Annotated in this window: 14 protein-coding genes; 8 read left to right on the top strand and 6 right to left on the bottom strand. The window is 72.8% G+C overall.

Features of this window, described 5'->3' with window-relative positions; genetic code table 11:
- Positions 1-77 precede the first annotated feature (77 nt).
- A complete protein-coding gene (locus S1361_RS14590) occupies positions 78-1,097 on the bottom strand; it encodes an aspartate-semialdehyde dehydrogenase (protein ID WP_208032279.1) in 1,020 nt (339 codons plus the stop codon).
- Positions 1,098-1,426: 329 nt separating this feature from the next.
- Between S1361_RS14590 and S1361_RS14585 the strand changes: the two genes are divergently transcribed.
- Both S1361_RS14585 and S1361_RS14580 read left to right on the top strand, forming a co-directional pair.
- Positions 1,427-1,975 carry an RNA polymerase sigma factor gene (locus S1361_RS14585; protein ID WP_208036597.1) on the top strand — a complete coding sequence of 183 codons (549 nt, stop codon included), beginning with the start codon at positions 1,427-1,429 and terminating at the stop codon, positions 1,973-1,975.
- 1 nt (position 1,976) lies between these two features.
- Positions 1,977-2,912 carry a hypothetical protein gene (locus S1361_RS14580; RefSeq protein ID WP_208032278.1) on the top strand — a complete coding sequence of 312 codons (936 nt, stop codon included), beginning with the start codon at positions 1,977-1,979 and terminating at the stop codon, positions 2,910-2,912.
- A 183-nt stretch (positions 2,913-3,095) separates the two neighbouring features.
- On the opposite strand, the gene S1361_RS14575 is transcribed toward S1361_RS14580, so the two are convergent.
- On the bottom strand, positions 3,096-6,392 hold the full coding sequence (locus tag S1361_RS14575) for a S8 family serine peptidase (protein ID WP_208032277.1): 3,297 nt from the start codon (positions 6,390-6,392) through the stop codon (positions 3,096-3,098).
- A 155-nt stretch (positions 6,393-6,547) separates the two neighbouring features.
- Positions 6,548-7,090 carry a CGNR zinc finger domain-containing protein gene (locus S1361_RS14570; RefSeq protein WP_208032276.1) on the bottom strand — a complete coding sequence of 181 codons (543 nt, stop codon included), beginning with the start codon at positions 7,088-7,090 and terminating at the stop codon, positions 6,548-6,550.
- 124 nt (positions 7,091-7,214) lie between these two features.
- On the opposite strand from S1361_RS14570, the gene S1361_RS14565 reads away from it, so the two are divergent.
- The 6 genes from S1361_RS14565 to S1361_RS14540 all read left to right on the top strand — a co-directional run bounded on the left by S1361_RS14565 (position 7,215) and on the right by S1361_RS14540 (position 13,609).
- Complete coding sequence (locus tag S1361_RS14565) at positions 7,215-7,661, top strand: VOC family protein (protein ID WP_208032275.1); 447 nt, start codon at positions 7,215-7,217, stop codon at positions 7,659-7,661.
- A gap of 2 nt (positions 7,662-7,663) precedes the next feature.
- Positions 7,664-8,605: a pyridoxamine 5'-phosphate oxidase family protein gene (locus tag S1361_RS14560; protein ID WP_208032274.1), complete on the top strand. Its 942-nt coding sequence runs from the start codon at positions 7,664-7,666 to the stop codon at positions 8,603-8,605.
- A 9-nt stretch (positions 8,606-8,614) separates the two neighbouring features.
- On the top strand, positions 8,615-9,097 hold the full coding sequence (locus tag S1361_RS14555; protein ID WP_208032273.1) for an NUDIX hydrolase: 483 nt from the start codon (positions 8,615-8,617) through the stop codon (positions 9,095-9,097).
- Positions 9,098-9,297: 200 nt separating this feature from the next.
- Positions 9,298-11,049 carry a TIGR03767 family metallophosphoesterase gene (locus tag S1361_RS14550; RefSeq protein WP_208032272.1) on the top strand — a complete coding sequence of 584 codons (1,752 nt, stop codon included), beginning with the start codon at positions 9,298-9,300 and terminating at the stop codon, positions 11,047-11,049.
- A 94-nt stretch (positions 11,050-11,143) separates the two neighbouring features.
- Positions 11,144-12,283, top strand: a complete 1,140-nt coding sequence (locus S1361_RS14545) for a serine hydrolase domain-containing protein (protein ID WP_208032271.1) — start codon at positions 11,144-11,146, stop codon at positions 12,281-12,283.
- A 141-nt stretch (positions 12,284-12,424) separates the two neighbouring features.
- The gene (locus S1361_RS14540) at positions 12,425-13,609 is read left to right on the top strand and encodes a glycosyltransferase (protein ID WP_208036596.1); all 1,185 of its coding nucleotides are present in this window, start codon (positions 12,425-12,427) and stop codon (positions 13,607-13,609) included.
- 3 nt (positions 13,610-13,612) lie between these two features.
- Here the strand turns inward: S1361_RS14540 and S1361_RS14535 are convergent, their stop codons facing one another.
- The 3 genes from S1361_RS14535 to pepN all read right to left on the bottom strand — a co-directional run bounded on the left by S1361_RS14535 (position 13,613) and on the right by pepN (position 18,456).
- Positions 13,613-14,422, bottom strand: a complete 810-nt coding sequence (locus S1361_RS14535; protein ID WP_208032270.1) for an SGNH/GDSL hydrolase family protein — start codon at positions 14,420-14,422, stop codon at positions 13,613-13,615.
- A 192-nt stretch (positions 14,423-14,614) separates the two neighbouring features.
- Complete coding sequence (locus tag S1361_RS14530) at positions 14,615-15,667, bottom strand: hypothetical protein (protein WP_208032269.1); 1,053 nt, start codon at positions 15,665-15,667, stop codon at positions 14,615-14,617.
- A 206-nt stretch (positions 15,668-15,873) separates the two neighbouring features.
- The gene (gene pepN / locus S1361_RS14525; protein WP_208032268.1) at positions 15,874-18,456 is read right to left on the bottom strand and encodes an aminopeptidase N; all 2,583 of its coding nucleotides are present in this window, start codon (positions 18,454-18,456) and stop codon (positions 15,874-15,876) included.

Below are 18,456 nucleotides of genomic sequence, written 5' to 3'. Positions count from 1 at the left end.
GCGCCGGCGGCACGGCAGGTGCCGGAACACGCGGAAGGGGCGGCCCGGTCGGGCCGCCCCTTGCCGGAAGCGGGGGATTACTTGCCGGACAGCTCCGCCGCGACCAGCTCCGCGATCTGGACCGCGTTCAGTGCGGCGCCCTTGCGGAGGTTGTCGCTGGAGACGAACAGGGCGAGGCCGTTGTCCACCGTCTCGTCGCGGCGGATGCGGCCGACGTACGACGGGTCCTGGCCGGCCGCCTGCAGCGGGGTCGGGATGTCGGAGAGGGCGACGCCCGGCGCCTTCGCGAGCAGCTCGGTGGCGCGCTCCGGGGAGAGCGGGCGGGCGAAGCGGGCGTTCACCTGGAGGGAGTGGCCGGAGAAGACCGGCACGCGCACACAGGTGCCGGAGACCTTCAGGGCCGGGATCTCCAGGATCTTGCGGGACTCGTTGCGCAGCTTCTGCTCCTCGTCGGTCTCGTTCAGACCGTCGTCGACGAGGTTGCCGGCGAAGGGCAGCACGTTGAAGGCGATGGGCCGCTTGTAGACGCCCGGCTCGGGGAAGTCGACCGCCGCGCCGTCGTGGGTGAGCCTGTCGGCCTCGGCGGCCACCTTCTGCACCTGGCCGTGCAGCTCGGCCACGCCCGCCAGACCCGAGCCGGACACCGCCTGGTAGGTGGCGACGACCAGGGCCTCCAGGCCGGCCTCCTCGTGCAGCGGCTTGAGGACCGGCATCGCGGCCATCGTGGTGCAGTTCGGGTTGGCGATGATGCCCTTGGGGCGGTCGGCGATCGCGTGCGGGTTCACCTCGGAGACCACCAGCGGGACCTCGGGGTCCCTGCGCCAGGCCGAGGAGTTGTCGATCACGACGGCGCCCTGCGAGGCGACCCTTTCGGCCAGCGCCTTGGAGGTCGAGCCGCCCGCCGAGAAGAGCACGATGTCCAGGCCGGTGTAGTCGGCGGTCGCCGCGTCCTCCACCGTCACACCGTCCAGCACGGTCCCGGCGGAGCGGGCCGAGGCGAACAGGCGCAGCTCCGTCACCGGGAAGTTCCGCTCCGTGAGGATCCTGCGCATGACCGTGCCGACCTGACCGGTGGCTCCGACGATTCCGACCCTCACAGCGACTCCCTCTATGTGTCTCGTGCCCGACCGGGGCTTTTCCATCATGCGGCCGACCCCGGTCCACCTGTCCAATACTTTGCCGTACGTGCCCGAGGAGTGGGACACGATCAGTCGGCCGGCGGTTCCATATGTCCGCCGCGCACCCCGCTGAGCTGCAGGAATTCCCTCGGCCGCAGGCCCGCGCCGGAAGCTGTGCTGTCCCGACCCTGCCCGTCCGGGCGCGGCCCATACGAAGGTGTGACGTACGCCTCTGCGCCCGTCCGGCACCGGCCGAACGTTTCGGCCCGCTGCCACGTCGTAGGGGCAAACGCGTGAGGGGGTGGCTTGTGCTGCGCGGAAGGGTGCGCCGCGACCAGGGGGTGTACGCCGGCGGTACGGACCGTGCCGGCGACGATCCGCTGGACGCGGCCCAGGAACGCCGGGTGCGGGCGGTGCTCGCGCTCGGCGGCGTGCCGCAGTCGGACCTGCCGGACGGGGTGCAGCAGGTCCGGCTGCGGCTGCTGGAGCGGGCCGCGAGCGGTCGCGAGGCGCCGCGGGACGTGTCGGCGTGGGCGGCGGTGGTCGCCTCCAACCTGGCCATGGACTGGCACCGGGCCAAGCGGCGCCAGGAGCGGCTGGGGGAGCGGCTGGCCGCGCTGCGCGCGCCCGCGCACACCTCGGGCGAGGAGACCAGCCTGCTGTCCCTCGCGGTCGCCCGGGGCCTGGACGAGCTGCCCGCCGCCCAGCGGCAGGTCGTCGTGCTGCGCTTCTTCGCCGACCTGCCGGTGCGGGCCATCGCCGAGGAGCTGGGCATCCCGGAGGGCACGGTCAAGAGCAGGCTGCACACGGCGGTCCGCGCACTGCGCGACCGGCTGCACGAGGACGAGGTGGTGTGACATGACCGCCGGACACGAGAACGCGCGGGGTGCCGAAGGCGCCGGGAGTGCCGGGAGGCGCGGGGAGTACGACGGCATGGACGCCCTCATGGCCGCGATCACCGGCGACCCCCTGCCGGAGGAGGCCCGCGGGGACTCCGCCTTCCTCGCCGAGCACCGGGCGGCCGAGGCCGACGTGGCCGTGCTGCGGGAGGAACTGGCCCGGCTGGCCGATGCCCTGACGGGAGACGAGGTGTCCGGGGAGGCGGGGGTGCCCGGGGCGGCGCCTGCCGGCGCCGGGGAGTTCCCGGCCCCGCAGGAGGCGCCCTCCGCCGCTCCCCCCGCGCGCCGCCCCCGGAGCCGTACCCGCCCCGCCGGACCGCCCCGCCCCGCCGGACCGCCCCGCCCCGCAGGCCCGCCGCGGCCGGGCCGGCCGAGTGGGCCCCGGCGGGCCCTGCGGATCGCGCTCGGCTCGCTCGCCGGTGCCGCGGCGTTCTCCCTGGCCCTGGGGTTCGGGTGGCTGGTGACGCAGGCCGGCGGTGGTGCGGACGACACGAGCGGGGCGTCGGCCAAGGGCGACGCGAGGGCCCACGAGGCGGCGGCCGGCGGGCGGCCGGCGGAGCCGGAGCGGGAACTGGCCTGCGCGCGGCTGGTCGTGGAGGGCACGGTGACGAAGGTGGAGCGGGAGAAGGGTTCGTCCGGGAGCCGGGTCACGCTGACCGTGATCCGCTCCTACAAGCCCGCGCACGGCCCGGCCGAGGCCGGCTTCCTGCTCGACGCGGACACGCGGCCGGCCCCGCGCCCGGGCCAGCACGTGCTGGCAGGCGTCGGTCAGGGGGAGCGGTACGCGAACCTGTGGGTCGTCGGCACCTCCCAGGTGTCGGCCGGCCGGGTCTGGATCACCGACGCCCTGCCGGGTTCGCGGACGCTGTCCTGTCCTTCCGCCGGCGCGCCCTGAGCCGGAAGGAGCCGGCCGGGGGTGGTGCCGGTGAGGGGTGTGAGCCGTCGGAGGGGGCGCCGGGCGGTTTGGATCGCAGGCGGCCTGCCGTACCCGGGGCGCCTCCTGAGGCCGCGAACCGGCGACAGACGCGAAGAGGGGCGGGTGCCCGTCAGGACGCCCGCCCCTCTTGCGGTCAGCCCGTTACGGCGTGACCTTCTCGATCTTCACGCTGCCGGTGCCCGCGACCGTGCCGCGGGTGTTCACCAGCTGGACGCGGCCGAAGAACTCGCGGCCGGCCGGGGCCTCCGCGGCGGCCGTGACCTGGCCGGTGACCGTGGCCGAGTCACCCGTGCCGAGCTTGACCGGGGCCGAGCCGTCGACGGTGACGGAACCGAGCGCGGTGGAGAAGAACACGTCCCGGTAGTCGTAGTCGGTCGAGCCGGACGGGACCGAGTAGCCCACGACCTGGATGGTGTAGGTGCCGGCGGCCGGGGACGGCACGGACACCGCCTCCTCCGAGTCACCGTCGGCGGACTTGCCGACCTCCTTGCCGGACGCGTCGTACACCGCCAGGTCCAGGTCGGCCGCCGTGTCGGAGACGCCCCCGATGGCGACGTCGAGCGAGGTCGCGCCGGCCGGGACCTGCACCGTGGTGGTCTGCGTCTCGCCCTGCTTGATGGCCGGGCGGGTCGTCTTGGCGGAGCCGAGCGGGCCGCCGGTCAGCTTGCCGTCCAGCGCGGCGTAGGTGTTGGTCACCTTCCAGGAGGCGGTGGCCGGGGTGCCCACCTTGGCCTCGGGGACGGTCACGGTCTGCGGGTCGAAGGCGGCGCCGAGGACGGTGACGTCCAGCTGGTACGGGTTGTCGAGCAGCGGGGACGTGCGCCGGGACTCGACCTCCACCTCCCAGACGCCGGGCTGCGGGGCGGCGTAGGAACGCACGTCGGGCTTGCAGCCGTTGCCGTCCAGGTAGTTGTTGTAGCAGTACGGGGTCGAGGTGTTGTCGGACGGGACGCCGTACGGGTGGATGGCGACGAACCGGGTCTGGCTCTTGTCCTGCAGCCCGCCGATCGCGACCTCCAGCGACGTCGCGCCCTCGGGCACGCTCAGGAAGTAGGAGCGGGTGCTGTTGCGCTGCACCGAGCCGGAGGCGGAGTACGTGTACTTCACCGGGGCCGCGACCACGACGGTGGACAGGACCTGCTTGTCGACGCCCTCGGTCCGCGGGTCGTCGACCTCCAGGATCGCGCTCTTGATGCCCGCGGACCTCGGGGCCGCCTGCACCTTGACGGTGACCGGCTGGTTCAGCGGCAGCCTGACGTCGTCGTCGCCGACGATCCGGAAGGTGCCGCCGGCGTTGTTCGCGAAGTGCAGCTCGTGCCGGACCGCCTTGTCCGGGCCGGAGGTGCGGGTGATCGTGACGTCGTACGTCTTCTTCTCGCCCGCCTTCAGACCGCCCTCACGGTCGTACAGGCCGGTGCCGAAGCCCGGGGTCTTCAGCGCGTAGTCGATCGCGGTGTCGACCGGGGCCTTGACGGTGTACTCGTGGGCGGTGGCGTCGTCCTTGATCGACTCCCACGCGTCCACGATGTCGATGAGACCCGCGCCCTCCTCGTACGCCTGCACACCCTTGATGTGGTCGGCGGTCGAGGTCAGCGCCGTGCGCAGCCTGGCGGGTGTGAGGTCGATGCCCTTCTGCTTCGCGGCGCTCAGCAGCAGCGCGGAGGCGCCGGCGGCCTGCGGGGAGGCCATCGAGGTGCCCTGGAGCATCGAGTAACCGGCCGGCAGCGGGTAGCCCGCCTCGGCGACCGGGGAGCCCGGCAGCCAGGTCTGGGTGGTGTTGATCGCGGCGCCGGGGGCGACCAGGGTGGGCGTGAAACCGCCGTCCTCACGCGGGCCGCGCGAGGAGAACGGCATCATCGCGTACTTCTTCTCGACGGCCGAGCCGTAGTTGGCGGCCCACGTCTGACTGGAGATCGCCGCGCCGACCGAGATCACCTTGTCGGCCAGGCCGGGGTCGCCGATGGTGTTCGCGCCGGGGCCGGAGTTGCCGGCGGAGATCACCAGCTGGACGCCGTAGGTGTCGATGAGCCGGGTGTACAGCTCGGCGCGCGCGTTGTTGCCGTCGTTCAGCGCGGGCAGGCCGCCGATCGACATGTTGACGATGTCGACCCCGCGCTTGGTGACGAGGTCGATCATGCCCTCGGTGAGGGCGACGTTGGTGCAGCCGCCGGACCAGGTGCAGGCCCGTGAGGAGACCAGCTTGGCGCCCGGGGCCGCGCCGTTCATCCTGCCGCCGAACAGGCCGTTCGCGGCGGTGATGCCGGCGACGTGGGTGCCGTGCTCGGACTCGATGACGCCGATGTTGACGTAGTCGGCCTTGGCTCCGGAGGAGTTGTAGACGACGTCCTTGCGGGTCTCGACCACGAACGGGACGCGCTCGGCGACGTCCGTCGCCGGGTCGTCGGTGCCGAAGTACCCGACCTGGTAGCCGTCCTTGTACGGCTTCATCGGCGTGTCGTCGGTGAAGTCCAGGTTGTCGTTCGTGTCGACGCGGACCGTGCCGGCGGCCGGGTCGTACAGCACGCCCCAGGCGTCGGTGGTGTCGCCGTCGCGGTTGAGGTCGCCCTTCTCGTCGCCGCCGGTGGTGGCCGACTCGTACATGTAGTTGAACTTGTACGAGCCCTCGGGCGCGGTGAACTTCTCGGTCCCCTGCGAGGCGGTGGTGATGGAGAAGGACGGGCCGGAGACACCGGTGGTCATCCGGCGCCAGGTGCCGTCGCCGTCGGTGACCGGGTCGGTCGCGGTCACCCAGTCGACGATCTTCCGCTCGCCGGTGGTGGTCTTCTGCAGCGCCGGGTGGCCGAGGTCGACGCCGGAGTCGAGGATGCCGATGGTGATGCCGCGGCCGTCCGCCTTCGGGTGGTCCTCGACGAAGTCGACGGCACCGGTCTCGAAGGACGGGTTGTACGGGTTCTCGGCGGGGGTCTTCTTGCCCGGCGCGGGGTAAGTGCCCTTGCCCGACGGTGACTTGGCGCCGCCGGGCGCCGGGTCGTCGAGCGGGATCTCCTGCTTGAGGTCGATGGCCCGGACGGAGGAGAGCTTCGCAGCGGCGGCGATGGCCGAGTCCGCGCGGCCCGTCGGCACGGTGGCGCGGACGTAGCCGAGCCTGTCGTCGGTACGGCCCACCAGGCCGCCCTGGACCGCGTCCAGTTCTCCGGCGACCTGCTCCGTCTCGCCGGGCGAGGTCGCGATCATCATCGTGACGCTCTTGTCGCCGTCGGCCTTGGCCTCGGCGAGCAGGGCGGCGTCGTCCGAACCGAGCTTGTCGTGGGCGGACTTGACGCCGGGGTCGGCGGCCGGGGCGGGCGGCGTGTCCGCGGCAAGGGCCAGGGGCACCGGCCCGGCCGCGGAGAGGGCGGCCACCACGCCCACGGCCACGGCTATGCGGGCCAGGCGTCTCGGGCCGGGTATGGGATCACGCTCGGGCGTGTGGGTCATCGGCATCCCTCAGGTCAAGGAACGAGCGGACGAGAGCGCTCAGCCTGGCCCAAGGGTCCGGATGTTGGCGACCGTTGACCGAATCGAAATGAAGGTATGGGGAAAACCCGCGATGGGATACGACCGGATTCGGGCCGTTTCAGCCCGGATTCGGCTCAGTTCTCCTTCGAACGCGCGTAATGCCGGGACGCCTTGGCCCGGTTGCCGCACGCGGCCATCGAGCACCAGCGGCGGGTGCCGTTCCGGGACGTGTCGAAGAAGTACAGGATGCAGCTGCCGCCGGCGCAGGTGCGGATCCGGTCCGGGGTCCGGGTGAGCAGGTCCAGGTAGCTGCGGGCGGCGAGCCAGGCCGGGCCCCAGGCGGGGTCGGCGAACTCGGGCTCCTCGGCCGGGCCGCCGGCGGTGAGCCGGGCCCGGATCCGGCCGTGCTCCAGCACGGCGTCCACGAGCGGCGCCGCCTCCTGCGGTGAGCCGTCCACCGCGGCCTTGATCGCGTCCCGGGCGGTGCGCAGACGGTGCAGCACTTCCGCGTCGGCCGGATGGTCCCCGGCCAGCCCGTTGCTCGCGAGCCACACCGCCAGCCCGTCGGTGTCCGCGAGCAGGTCCTGGACGACGCCGTCCCGGTTCCACCGGGTGTTGAGCAGGTCGAGCGCGAGCGGCTCACCGGTGAGCGGGCGGGGATCGCGGACGGCGGACATCGGGCACTCCTTCTCGGCTAACCAGTCAAGCGTACGTGACCGGTTGACCCGACTGGAACTAACCTCTAACTTGAAGAACAAAGGTTAGAAATGCCCGGCCAAGGGCACACCGAAGGGGACAGCCATGACCTTGCGCACCGGCCACATCGGCCTGAACGTCACCGACCTCGACCGCTCGCTCGCCCTCTACCGGGACGTTCTCGGCTTCACCCTGCTGGCCGAGGGCAAGGAGGACGACCGGCGCTACGCGTTCCTCGGCGCCGGCGGCGACCAGCCCGTCCTCACCCTCTGGCAGCAGGCGCAGGGGTCGTACGACGGCGGCCGGGCCGGACTGCACCACCTCGCCTTCACCGCCGACTCCATCGACCGGGTCCGGGAGTACGAGACGGCGCTCAGGGCCGCCGGAGTGGAGTTCGCCCACGAGGGGGTGGTCGCCCACCGGGAGGGCTCGGCCTCCGGCGGCATCTTCTTCCACGACCCGGACGGCACTCGCCTGGAGATCTCCGTCCCGCACGGCGCCGAGCAGGCCCCCGCCCCCCACGCCTCCGCTCCGACCTGCGGTTTCTTTTAGCCATGGGCGTGTACCGCGCGGGTTCGCTGGCCGTGCAGGACCAGGCCGGCGTCCGCGATCGCGCCGACCACGTGGGCCGCTCCCTGGGCCGGACCATCAAGCCGGTCGCGGCGGCGTTCCTGGAACAGCAGCCCCTGCTGATCGTGGGGGCGGCGGACCCGCGGACGGGGAGGGTGTGGGTGGAAGCGCTCACGGGAGACCCGGGTTTCGTACGGGCGACCGGGCCCCACCGGATCACCGTGGACACCGCCCACCGGTCCGGCAGCCGGCTGCGCGACCACACCGGAGGGACACGGGGCCCTGCCGACGGCGCGGGGGCGCGCGGCGGCATCACGCACCCGGCCGGCGGCCCGACGGCCGTCGGCACCATCGCCCTGGACCCCCGCACCCGCCGCCGGATGCGCCTCAACGGCCACCTGCGTCCGACGGCGACCGGATTCACCGTGGACGCGGAGCAGGTCTTCGCCAACTGCCCGAAGTACATCCAGCGAAGGGAGTCGTACGAAACGGTCGACCGCACCCCGGGCACCCCCCGCCACCTCACCCGACTCGGTACCGGGGAGGCGGACTTGATCGGTGCCGCCGACACCTTCTTCCTCGGCACCGTGCACCGCACCGGCGCCGACGCCAGCCACCGCGGGGGCAGTCCCGGCTTCGTCCGGGTGGCGTCACCGCACGAGCTGACCTGGCCGGACTACTCCGGCAACGCGATGTTCCTGAGCCTGGGCAACCTGCACGCCGACCCCCGCGCCGGCCTGCTCTTCCTCGACTGGGAGACGGGCAGCACCCTTCAGCTCACCGGCGAGGCCCGCACCGAGTCCGGCCGGGACGGCACCCGTACGGTCCGCTTCACCCTCGCCGAGGCCTGGTGGACCCCGGCCGCCCTGCCCCTGCGCTGGTCGGCACCGGAATATTCGCCCGCCGACCCGGAACCGGGGCGTTAACGTCCGTCCATGCGACGGAACTTGAGGGTGGCGGCCTACGCCGTGTGCGTCCGCGACGGACAACTCCTGCTCGCCCGCTCGCCGGCAGCCGACGGCACGCCCGAGTGGGTGCTGCCCGGCGGCGGCATGGAACACGGCGAGGACCCGTACGACACCGTCCGCCGCGAGGTCACCGAGGAGACCGGCTACCGCATCGAGGTGACCGGTCTCCTCGGCATCGACTCCTCCCGTCATGTCATCCCCGGCGGGCGCCCGCGCCGCCGCACCGACCACCACGGGGTGCGCATCCTCTACACGGGCGAGGTGGTCGGCGGCGAACTCCGTCACGAGGTGGGCGGATCCACCGACCTCGCCGCCTGGCACGACCTGGCCGCCGTGCCCGCACTGCCCCGGATCCGGCTGGTCGACACCGCGCTGCGGCTGTGGCGCGAACGCCCGCCGCACGGACGCGTGACGGACCCTCCCGTACCCCGGCAGGTGAACGAGGAGTGACCGGCCCCGGGCCGGGCGCGATCCACTGCGTGACCGTGCCCGGTACCCCGTGATCCACGTACGGTGATCGGCGCTGCGCGTTGCCGCCGCGTTCACGCGCAGGCCATCCCCGCTGCCAACGATCCACAGTGAGCGGGACGTTCGCGTCCGCGACGGCCCGCGACCACTGCCGACGCGTTCGCACTCGGGGAGATCGCGCCATGTCGCGCATACGCTCTGTCACCGCCCCCACTCCGGGGGTCAACCGCCGTACCGTCCTCGCCGCCGCCGGAGCGGTCTCGCTCTCCGCGGGCGTCGGCTACGCCCTGCGCCCCACCGACAGCCAGGCCGCCACCCCCGCCGGGGCACCGGTCGCCCGGTCCCGGCAGGCCGCCGCCACCGCCCCGCTCGCCCCGTACACCAGGGGCACCACCGTCGCCTCCGTCGCCGCCCCGCGGAACGGCTCCGGTTACCGCCGCCTCGGCGACGGGCCCGGCTGGAAGCGGGTCGTCCGCGACGAGCTGGCCGCGCCCCGGTCCGGCCGGGCCGGCCGCCGTACCGCCCTCGCCGCGTTCGTGCAGTTCACCGACCTGCATCTGATGGACGTCCAGCACCCGCTGCGCCTGGAGTACCTGCGCGCCCACGACGTGCACGCCTGGCGCCCGCACGAGGCGCTGACCGTGCCCGGCGCGATCTCCCTCGTGGAGCGGGTCAACGCGCTGCGCGGCGCGCCCGTCACCGGTGCCCCGCTGCACTTCGTGATGACGACCGGCGACAACACCGACAACAACGCCCACTCCGAACTGGAGTGGTTCATGAAGGTGATGAGCGGCGGCCGGATCACCCCCGACTCCGGTGAGCCCGGGCACTACGAGGGCGTGCAGAACAGCGGGCTGAAGCTGTACTGGCAGCCCGGCTCCGCCACCCGCGACCACGACAAGGCGCTCGGCTTCCCCCACCTGGAGGGGTTCCTGGCCGCCGCGGTCCGCGAGGTGCGCAGCCCCGGCCTCGGCCTGCCCTGGTACTCCACCGTCGGCAACCACGACACCCTCCCGCTCGGCTGCTACGGCTCCCACGGCGACCGCTACCTCGCCGAGGCGGCCATCGGCGGAAGGAAGCTGATGAGCGTCTCCGCCGCCGACGCCAAGAAGCTCCAGGACGCCATCAAGAACGCCAAGGACCCCAGGGGCACCGGCTACCGCGACTTCCTCAAGGCCCACGCCCGTTCGATGCGCTCGGTCACGCCGGACGAGAAGCGCGCCCCCTACACCCAGGCCGACTACCTGAAGGCCCACCTCGACCCCGCGTACCAGGGACACGGCCCGGTCGGCCACGGCTACTCCTCGGCGAACCTGGACGCGGGCACCCAGTACTACGCCTTCCGCATCTCCGACGACGTCATCGGCATCAGCCTCGACACCACCGACGCCGGCGGCCACTACGAGGGTTCCGTCGGCACCGCCCAGCTGAAGTGGCTCGACAGGACGCTGAAGGAGAACAAGGACTCCCACGTCGTCGTCTTCAGCCACCACACCAGCAAGACCATGACCAACACCCGGCCCGACCCGGCCCGCCCCGGCGAGAAGCGCCACAACGGCGCCGAGGTGATCTCCGTGCTGTCCGCCCACGCCAACGTGCTGGCCTGGGTGAACGGCCACATCCACAAGAACGTCATCACCCCGCACCGGGCCCCCGGCGGGCGCTCCTTCTGGGAGATCTCCACCGCCTCGCACGTCGACCACCCCCAGCTCGCCCGGATCATCGAACTGGTCGACAACAAGGACGGCACCGTGTCCCTGTTCACCACCCTGATCGAGTCCGCGGCCCCGCACCGCACCGACTACGCCGACCTCTCCCAGACCGGCCTCGCCGCTCTCTACCGCGAGCTGTCCTACAACGCCCCCGGCGCCAACACGACCCTCGCCGGCACCGCGGCCGACCGGAACACCGAGCTGGTGCTGAAGAAGGGCTGAAACTCACTCAACCGGGCTACACCACGCAACCTTCGCACAACGCACCGAGGTCCCTTCCCCCGACCGCACCACACACCACACGTTGGGGGAAGACATGCGCGTACGCACGGCTCTGGTGGGCACCACCGCCCTGATCCTGTCCGCGGCCCTCGCGGCCCCGGCGGTGGCGGCCACCGGCACCCGGTCCACGGGCGGCCACGCCGGCACCCGCACGGCGATCGACGCGGCGGTCGCGGCGGGCGTGCCCGGGGTGACCGCGACCGCGCGGGACACCCACGGCACCTGGTCGGCGACGGCCGGCGTGGGCGACACCGGCACGGGCACGCCCCGCTCGGCCGCCGACCGCTACCGCGTCGGCAGCATCACCAAGACCTTCGTCTCCACGGTCCTGCTCCAGCTGGAGGCGGAGGGCCGGCTGTCCCTGGACGACAAGGTCGACAGGTGGCTGCCCGGCGTCGTCCGCGGCCACGGTCACGACGGCCGCGGCATCACCGTCCGCCAGCTCCTCAATCACACCAGCGGCATCTACGACTACACCAGCGACGCCGGTTTCGCCCGCGACCACTTCGCCAGGGACGGCTTCTTCGAGCACCGATACGACACCCTCACACCGCACGACCTCCTGGCGGTCGCCCTGCGCCACGAGCCGGACTTCGCCCCGGGCGCGTCGTGGAACTACTCCAACACCAACTACGTCGTGGCCGGCATGGTGATCGAGAAGGTGACGGGCCACTCGTACGCCACCGAGATCCGCCGCCGCGTCCTGCGGCCCCTGCACCTGACGGCCACCTCCCTGCCCGGCACCGAGGTCACGGTGCCGCGGCCCGGCAGCCGTGCGTACTCCAAGCTCGCCGAGACGGACACCGGCCCGACGTACGACGTCACGACCCTCAACCCGTCGATGGCCTCCTCGGCCGGCGAGATGATCTCGAACTCCGCGGACCTGGACCGCTTCTACAGCGCCCTGCTGGGCGGAAAGCTCCTCCCGCCGCGCCAGCTGAAGGAGATGAAGACGACGGTGAAGATCGATGGCGTGCCGAACGTCCGCTACGGCCTCGGCCTCATGGACACGAAGCTGACCTGCGGTGTCCACGTCTGGGGTCATACCGGGGGCATCCACGGCTCCGTGTCCGCGGCGGCGACGACGCCGGACGGCCGCCACTCCCTCGCCTTCAACTTCAACGGGGACTGGACCGGGGACACGGGTGCGGTGATCGAGGGGGAATTCTGTTAGCCATCGTTTCATTCGCGTAGTTCTGCGTTAACACGTACGCAATGTCCATATCGCCTCATATCGGCTAACCCGCTGTTCACGGGGATGGCTCGATGTGTCTGCAAGGCGGGTGGTCGTGTGCGAGCGAGGCACGGACTGCGTGTGCTGTCGGTCTACGAGGGGTTCTTCTCCGGGGGAGCCCGGATCCTGCACTCCGACGTCGTACGGGGACTGGCCGAGGGCGGCCAGTCCCACCAGGTGCTCAGCATCCATGGCGAGGTCCACCGGGAGGCCACCCGGCAGCGCATGGAGGACGACGCCTGCTACCGGGCGCTGACCGCCGGCGCGGTCGGCGTCACCTCGCTCGGCCGCACCGCCGGGCTGGTGGACGGCACGCTCGCGGCGAACGTTTTCAGCGGGCCCGAGCTGGCCGAAACCGCGCGGTCCATGGCCGCCGCGGATGTGATCCTGTCGCTGAAGGAGCAGCCGCTGGCCCTGCTCAACCAGGCCGGGCTGCCCCGCCGCCCGGTCGTGGTCTGCCTGCACCGTTCCGACCCGGAGAACCAGGGCCCCGCCCTGGCCGAGCTGAAGGCCGCCATCGCCGACGGCACGGTGGCCGCCTGCGTCTGCTGCGCTGAGTCCACGCGGGCGGCCTACGCGGCCGCCGGCATCCCGCGCGAGCTGCTGCACGTCATACCCAACGGGGTGGACCTGCTCCGCTTCCGCCCGGACCCGGCGGCCCGGCAGGCGTTCCGCGGCTGCCTCGGCATCCCGGCCGCGGCCCCGGTCGTCGTCTTCGCGGCCCGCTACGCCGCGATGAAGAACATCCCGCTCTTCCTGCGGGCCGCCCGCGCCTGGCTCGCCCGCGAACCCGAGGGCCACGTCCTGATGTGCGGTGCGGGCATGACCGACACCAACCCGGAGCTGTGGGCCGACATCGAGGTCGCGTTCGGCGCGGACCGGCACCTCGCCGAGCGCGTCCGCCTGCTCGGCGTGCGCCGCGACATGGAGACCGTCTACGCCGCCGCCGACGTCGTCGCCCTCACCTCCGTCTCGGGGGAGGCGGCGCCGCTGTGCCTGATCGAGGGCATGATGTGCGGCGCGGTGCCGGTGACGACGGACGTGGGCGACAGTGCGGAGATCGTCCGGGGCCACGGCTTCGTGACCCCGCCGGACCCCCGGGCCGTCGCCCGGGCCTGGACGGCCGCGGTCGCCGGCCGCACCCGTCGGGCCCCGGCGCTCGCGGCGAGCCGGGAACGCTTCAGCCGTACCCGCATGATCGCGGCGTACGCGGCGCTGCTCGAAGGCGTCCACGCGAGGGCCTCGCGCCTGCCCGAGCCGCTGTAGCGGTCACGACGCCCGGGAGAGCACCGGGAGGTAGCCGAGGGACTGTCCCGGTGCCGTCGGGTGGTACGACTCGGTGATCGCCAGCACGTCGACACCGCGCAGCCAGGGCCGGGACGAGCAGATCTCGTGGCCGGCGAAGGCGGCGGTGACGTCGGCGAAGGTGAACCCGTGGGCGCGGGCGCGCTGGGCGATCACGGCGTTGAGGTGGTCCACGGCGTCGTTCAGGGCGGCGCGTTCGCTGTCCGGGAGGCCCAGCGCGCAGGAGCCCTGGAGGTGGTACAGGTGCGGGTAGCCGAGCACCACGACACGGGCGGCGGGGGCCCGGTTCCGGATGGCCGAGTAGAGCCGGTCGAGGCTGCCGGAGAGGGACCCGTCCATGGTGGTGCGGGCTCGGGAGACGGCGGACAGGCACCCTTTGGCGCCGCCCAGCGAGCAGGCCGCGATGACCCCGACGAAGCCCGTGTCGCTGCCGCCGACGGTGAGCGTGACCAGCGCGGTGCGCGGGCCGAGGTGGCCGAGCTGTTCGGTCAGGACCTCGTCGGCGCCGGCGCCGTTGCACGCGGCGAAGGAGAAGGACGCCGGCGCGTGGGCCTCGGCCCACAGCACGGGGAAGGCCCGGCTGCTGCGCTTGCACTCCCTGCCGGAGGCCAGGTAGTCGCCGGCTCCGGCACCCGAGGAGTAGGAGTCGCCGAGGGCCACGTAGCCGCCGGCCACGGTCCGGGGCGCCACTTGTGCCGTCGCGGGATCGGCGAACGCGCAGGCGGCCGCGAGGAGGAGGGAACACGCGCCTGCCGCTATTCGGGGGTGTCTCATGACTTTCCTGTACCGCGGCCGGCCCCCCGGCCGCCCGTCCTGCTCGTCCGTTCCGGTGAACGCTCACCCGGCCGGCGCAGCAGAAGTGGACCGGCGGCGGCACACGAGGAGGGGCCGCCGGCACCCGGCCCGGCGGCCCCTCCTCTCCCCCCTCCCGGGAGCATCGCGGCCCTCCCGGCGCCGCCCCGGTCCTCACTGTCGTGGCAGCACCAGGACGTACGCGGCCGGATCGCGGTCCCCGGACGCCATGAGTGCGGTCCGCACCACCGCCGCCTGCTGCTCCAGGGACTCCCGGAGCTTGCGCGGCGTGATGTGCACGACCGTGATGCCGAGGCGTTCCAGGTGCTCGCGCTTGCGGGCGTATTCCGACCACACCGGGTCGTCGTCCTGCTGCCGGCCCTGGCGCGGGGCTCGCGTGTCGAGTTCGACGGCGACCGCCTGCTCCGGCCAGTAGGCGTCCAGGCCGCCGAGGTACGGGCCGCCGGGCAGGCGCAGGTCGACGTTCCAGACCGGGTCGGGCAGGCCGTACTCGCGGACCATCCGGTAGAGGCGGTCCTCGGCGATCGAACGGCCCTCGGCGACCAGCGCGTCCACCGCGTCCACCACGTGCGGGCGGCTCAGCAGCTTCGCCAGGGTCAGTTCCCGTACCACGGCGGCCGGTTCGCAGTGGCCGCCGCGCACCGCCTCGGTGAGCAGCCGCCGTACCGCCTGCGCGTCCGTCAGCTCCGCCACCGCGTCCGCCAGCGCCCGCGGCACCGGCGCCACCGGCAGGCCCGACACCGCCTGCGGGGCGGGCAGGGACGGGGAGCGCAGGATGCGGACGTAGCCGGTGGAGCGCAGCCGGCGCAGGCGCGGGACCAGGACGTCCACGTGGTCCAGGGAGGGCAGCGGCGGGGTGCACGAGAAGCCGTGCACGGTCAGCGCGGCGAGGCCGGTGAGCACCGCCTCGGTGTAGAACGGCCGGTGCGGGCTGTCGGCCGTCGGCTGGGTGGGGACGGCCGGCTCGGCGGCGCGGGCCGCGTACAGCAGGGCCCCGTGCAGCCGTTCCTCGCCGGTGGCCGGGCCGGGGTGCAGCAGGAACACGTTCGGGAGCAGCTCCTGCCAGGGGCCGTCGGCCCGGCACTGCTCGGACAGCTCGGCCGGTGTCACGCCGTGGGCGCGCAGCTGGGCCGTCGTCAGGACGCGGCGGTGGGCGTCGGAGAGGTGGCGCAGGGGGCGGGGGGAGAGCGGGGTGTTGTGCGTCATGGCCTCCAGATTCCCGCGCCCGGTCCCGCCCGTAACCGCTGTTACACGCCCGTTGATGAATGCGGACAAGACGGAACTAAAGGTCAGGTGTTCGGGTGCCGAATAGGGGCGGAAAACCCCTGGTCCGCTCAGGTGCGGCCAGGGGTTACGGCCGTGTGTGACCGAATCTCGTAACGGTCAGCGCCCGGGCAGGCTCAGGCCAAGGCTCACCGGTCGCCGGCCGCCGCGTCGCACTCCTGTGCGCGCAGCGCCCGCGCCAGGTCGTCCCGCGCCTCCAGCACCAGCCGGCGCAGCGCCGGCGCCGCGTCGCCGTGCGCCCGGAGCCAGGCGTCCGTCGCCTCCAGCGTCTCCCACCGGTCCTGGTACGCCGGGAACAGGCCCCGCACCACGTCCATGCCGATCTGGATCGACCGTTCCCGCCACACCCGCTCGATCGCCGCGAAGTACAGCTGCGCGTACGGCGCGGTCAGCTCCCGCTGCGACGGCTGCTGGAAGCCTGAGATCGTCGCCTCCACCAGCGCGTTCGACAGTGCGTCGGACTCCACCACCTGCGCCCACGCCTGCGCCTTGACCGCCGCCGACGGCCGCGCGGCCAGGCAGCGCACCTGGTGCCGCTTGCCCGACGCCGTGTCGTCCCGGGCCAGCTCGGCCGCCAGCACCGACTCGTCCGCCGCCCCGTGCGCAGCCAGCGGCTCCAGGAACGCCCAGCGCAGCTCCTGGTCCACCTCCAGACCCTCGATCGCGGTGGTGCCGTCCAGCAGCTCCGTCAGCAGCTGCAGGTCCGGCCCGGCGGAGGCCACCGCCGCGAAGAACCGCGCCCAGGCCAGCTGGTGCTCGCTGCCCGCCTCGGCCGCCCGCAGCTCCCGCAGCGCGCCCTCGGCCAGCAGCTCCCCGCCGGTCTCCCGCCACGCCGGCGCCGCGTAGTGCACCAGCGCCGAGTTCGCCCAGGCGTGCAGCATCTGCAGCACACCGATGTCCGACTCACGGCCCGCGAACCGCAGCACCAGGTCGATGAAGTCCCGCGCCGGCAGCAGCCCGTCCCGGGTCAGGTTCCACAGCGCCGACCAGCACAGGGCACGTGCCAGCGGGTCCGTCAGCCCGCCCAGGCCCGACCGCAGCGTCGCCAGCGAGGTCTCGTCGAACCGGATCTTGCAGTAGGTCAGGTCGTCGTCGTTGACCAGCACCAGTTCCGGCGCCTCGGCGCCCGCCAGCTCCGCCACGACCGTACGCGGCTCGTGCAGGTCCGTCTCCACCCGCGCGTACCGCTCCAGCGTCCCCTCGGGCGTGCGGCGGTACAGGCCCACCGCGATCCGGTGCGGACGCAGCTCCGGGTGCGACTCGGGGGCCTCCTGGAGGATCGCCAGCTCCGCGATCCGGCCGCCCTCGGTGTCCAGCAGCACCTGCGGGGTCAGCGTGTTCACCCCGGCCGTCTGCAGCCAGGACCGCGACCACGCCGTCATGTCCCGGCCGCTCGTCTCGGCCAGCACCGACAGCAGGTCGCCCAGGCGCGTGTTGCCGTACGCGTGGCGCTTGAAGTAACGCCGGGCGCCCTCCAGGAAGGCGTCCCGGCCGACGTACGCCACCAGCTGCTTGAGCACCGAGGCGCCCTTGGCGTACGTGATGCCGTCGAAGTTCAGCTTGGCGTCCTCCAGGTCACGGATGTCCGCCGTGATCGGATGCGTGGACGGCAGCTGGTCCGCGCGGTACGCCCACGCCTTGCGGCGGTTGGCGAAGGTGATCCACGCGTCCTTGAAGCGGGTCGCGCCCACGTTCGCGAACGTGCCCATGAAGTCCGCGAAGGACTCCTTCAGCCACAGGTCGTCCCACCACTCCATGGTGACCAGGTCGCCGAACCACATGTGCGCCATCTCGTGCAGGACGACGTTGGCCCGCGCCTCGTACGACGCCTGCGTCACCCTCCCGCGGAAGATGTACTCCTCGCGGAAGGTCACCAGTCCCGGGTTCTCCATCGCGCCCAGGTTGTACTCCGGCACGAACGCCTGGTCGTACTTCCCGAACGGGTACGGGTAGTCGAAGTGCTCGTGGAAGAAGTCCAGGCCCTGCTTGGTCACCAGGAACACGTCGTCCGCGTCGAAGTGCGGGGCGAGACCCTTGCGGCACATCGCGCCGAGCGGGATCTCCAGCTTCGTGCCGTCCTCGAAGGTACGCGTGTAGGAGTCCGTCACATAGTGGTACGGGCCCGCCACCACACAGGTGATGTACGTCGAGATCGGCTTGGTCTCCGCGAACCGCCAGACGCCGTCGGCCAGTTCACCGGCGCCGTTGCTCCACACCGTCCACCCCTCGGGCGCCCGCACCTCGAAGCGGTACGGCGCCTTCAGGTCCGGCTGCTCGAAGTTGGCGAACACCCGGCGGGCGTCGGCCGGCTCGTACTGCGTGTACAGGTACACCTCGCCGTCCTCCGGGTCGACGAAGCGGTGCAGGCCCTCACCCGTGCGCGAGTAGGCGCACTGGGCGTCCACCACCAGCTCGTTCTCCGCGGCCAGGTCCTCCAGCGCGATCCGGGAACCGTCGAACACCTCACCCGGGTCCAGGTCCCGGCCGTTGAGCGAGACGGACGTCACGCTCGGCGCGACCAGATCGGCGAAGCTGGAGGCGCCCGGCTCGTTGCAGCGGAAGCGGATGGTGGTCACCGAACGGAACGTGCGCGGCTCGCCGCCCGCGTCGCCGACGGCGGACCGCAGGTCCAGGGACACCTCGTAGCCGTCGACGGACAGCAGGGCGGCCCGCTCCCGGGCCTCGTCGCGGGACAGATTCTCACCGGGCAC

Source organism: Streptomyces cyanogenus (genome assembly GCF_017526105.1).
GTDB lineage: Bacteria > Actinomycetota > Actinomycetes > Streptomycetales > Streptomycetaceae > Streptomyces > Streptomyces cyanogenus.
This window is presented reverse-complemented; position numbering and strand designations above follow the sequence as displayed.

Bases quoted from the DNA above. Each gene is read 5' to 3' on its own strand.
- S1361_RS14545 (WP_208032271.1), top strand. From the start codon at position 11,144: ATGCGCGTACGCACGGCTCTGGTGGGCACCACCGCCCTGATCCTGTCC.
- S1361_RS14535 (WP_208032270.1), bottom strand. From the start codon at position 14,422: ATGAGACACCCCCGAATAGCGGCAGGCGCGTGTTCCCTCCTCCTCGCG.
- S1361_RS14560 (WP_208032274.1), top strand. From the start codon at position 7,664: ATGGGCGTGTACCGCGCGGGTTCGCTGGCCGTGCAGGACCAGGCCGGC.
- S1361_RS14575 (WP_208032277.1), bottom strand. From the start codon at position 6,392: ATGACCCACACGCCCGAGCGTGATCCCATACCCGGCCCGAGACGCCTG.
- S1361_RS14530 (WP_208032269.1), bottom strand. From the start codon at position 15,667: ATGACGCACAACACCCCGCTCTCCCCCCGCCCCCTGCGCCACCTCTCC.
- S1361_RS14565 (WP_208032275.1), top strand. From the start codon at position 7,215: ATGACCTTGCGCACCGGCCACATCGGCCTGAACGTCACCGACCTCGAC.
- S1361_RS14550 (WP_208032272.1), top strand. From the start codon at position 9,298: ATGTCGCGCATACGCTCTGTCACCGCCCCCACTCCGGGGGTCAACCGC.
- S1361_RS14580 (WP_208032278.1), top strand. From the start codon at position 1,977: ATGACCGCCGGACACGAGAACGCGCGGGGTGCCGAAGGCGCCGGGAGT.
- S1361_RS14555 (WP_208032273.1), top strand. From the start codon at position 8,615: ATGCGACGGAACTTGAGGGTGGCGGCCTACGCCGTGTGCGTCCGCGAC.
- S1361_RS14570 (WP_208032276.1), bottom strand. From the start codon at position 7,090: ATGTCCGCCGTCCGCGATCCCCGCCCGCTCACCGGTGAGCCGCTCGCG.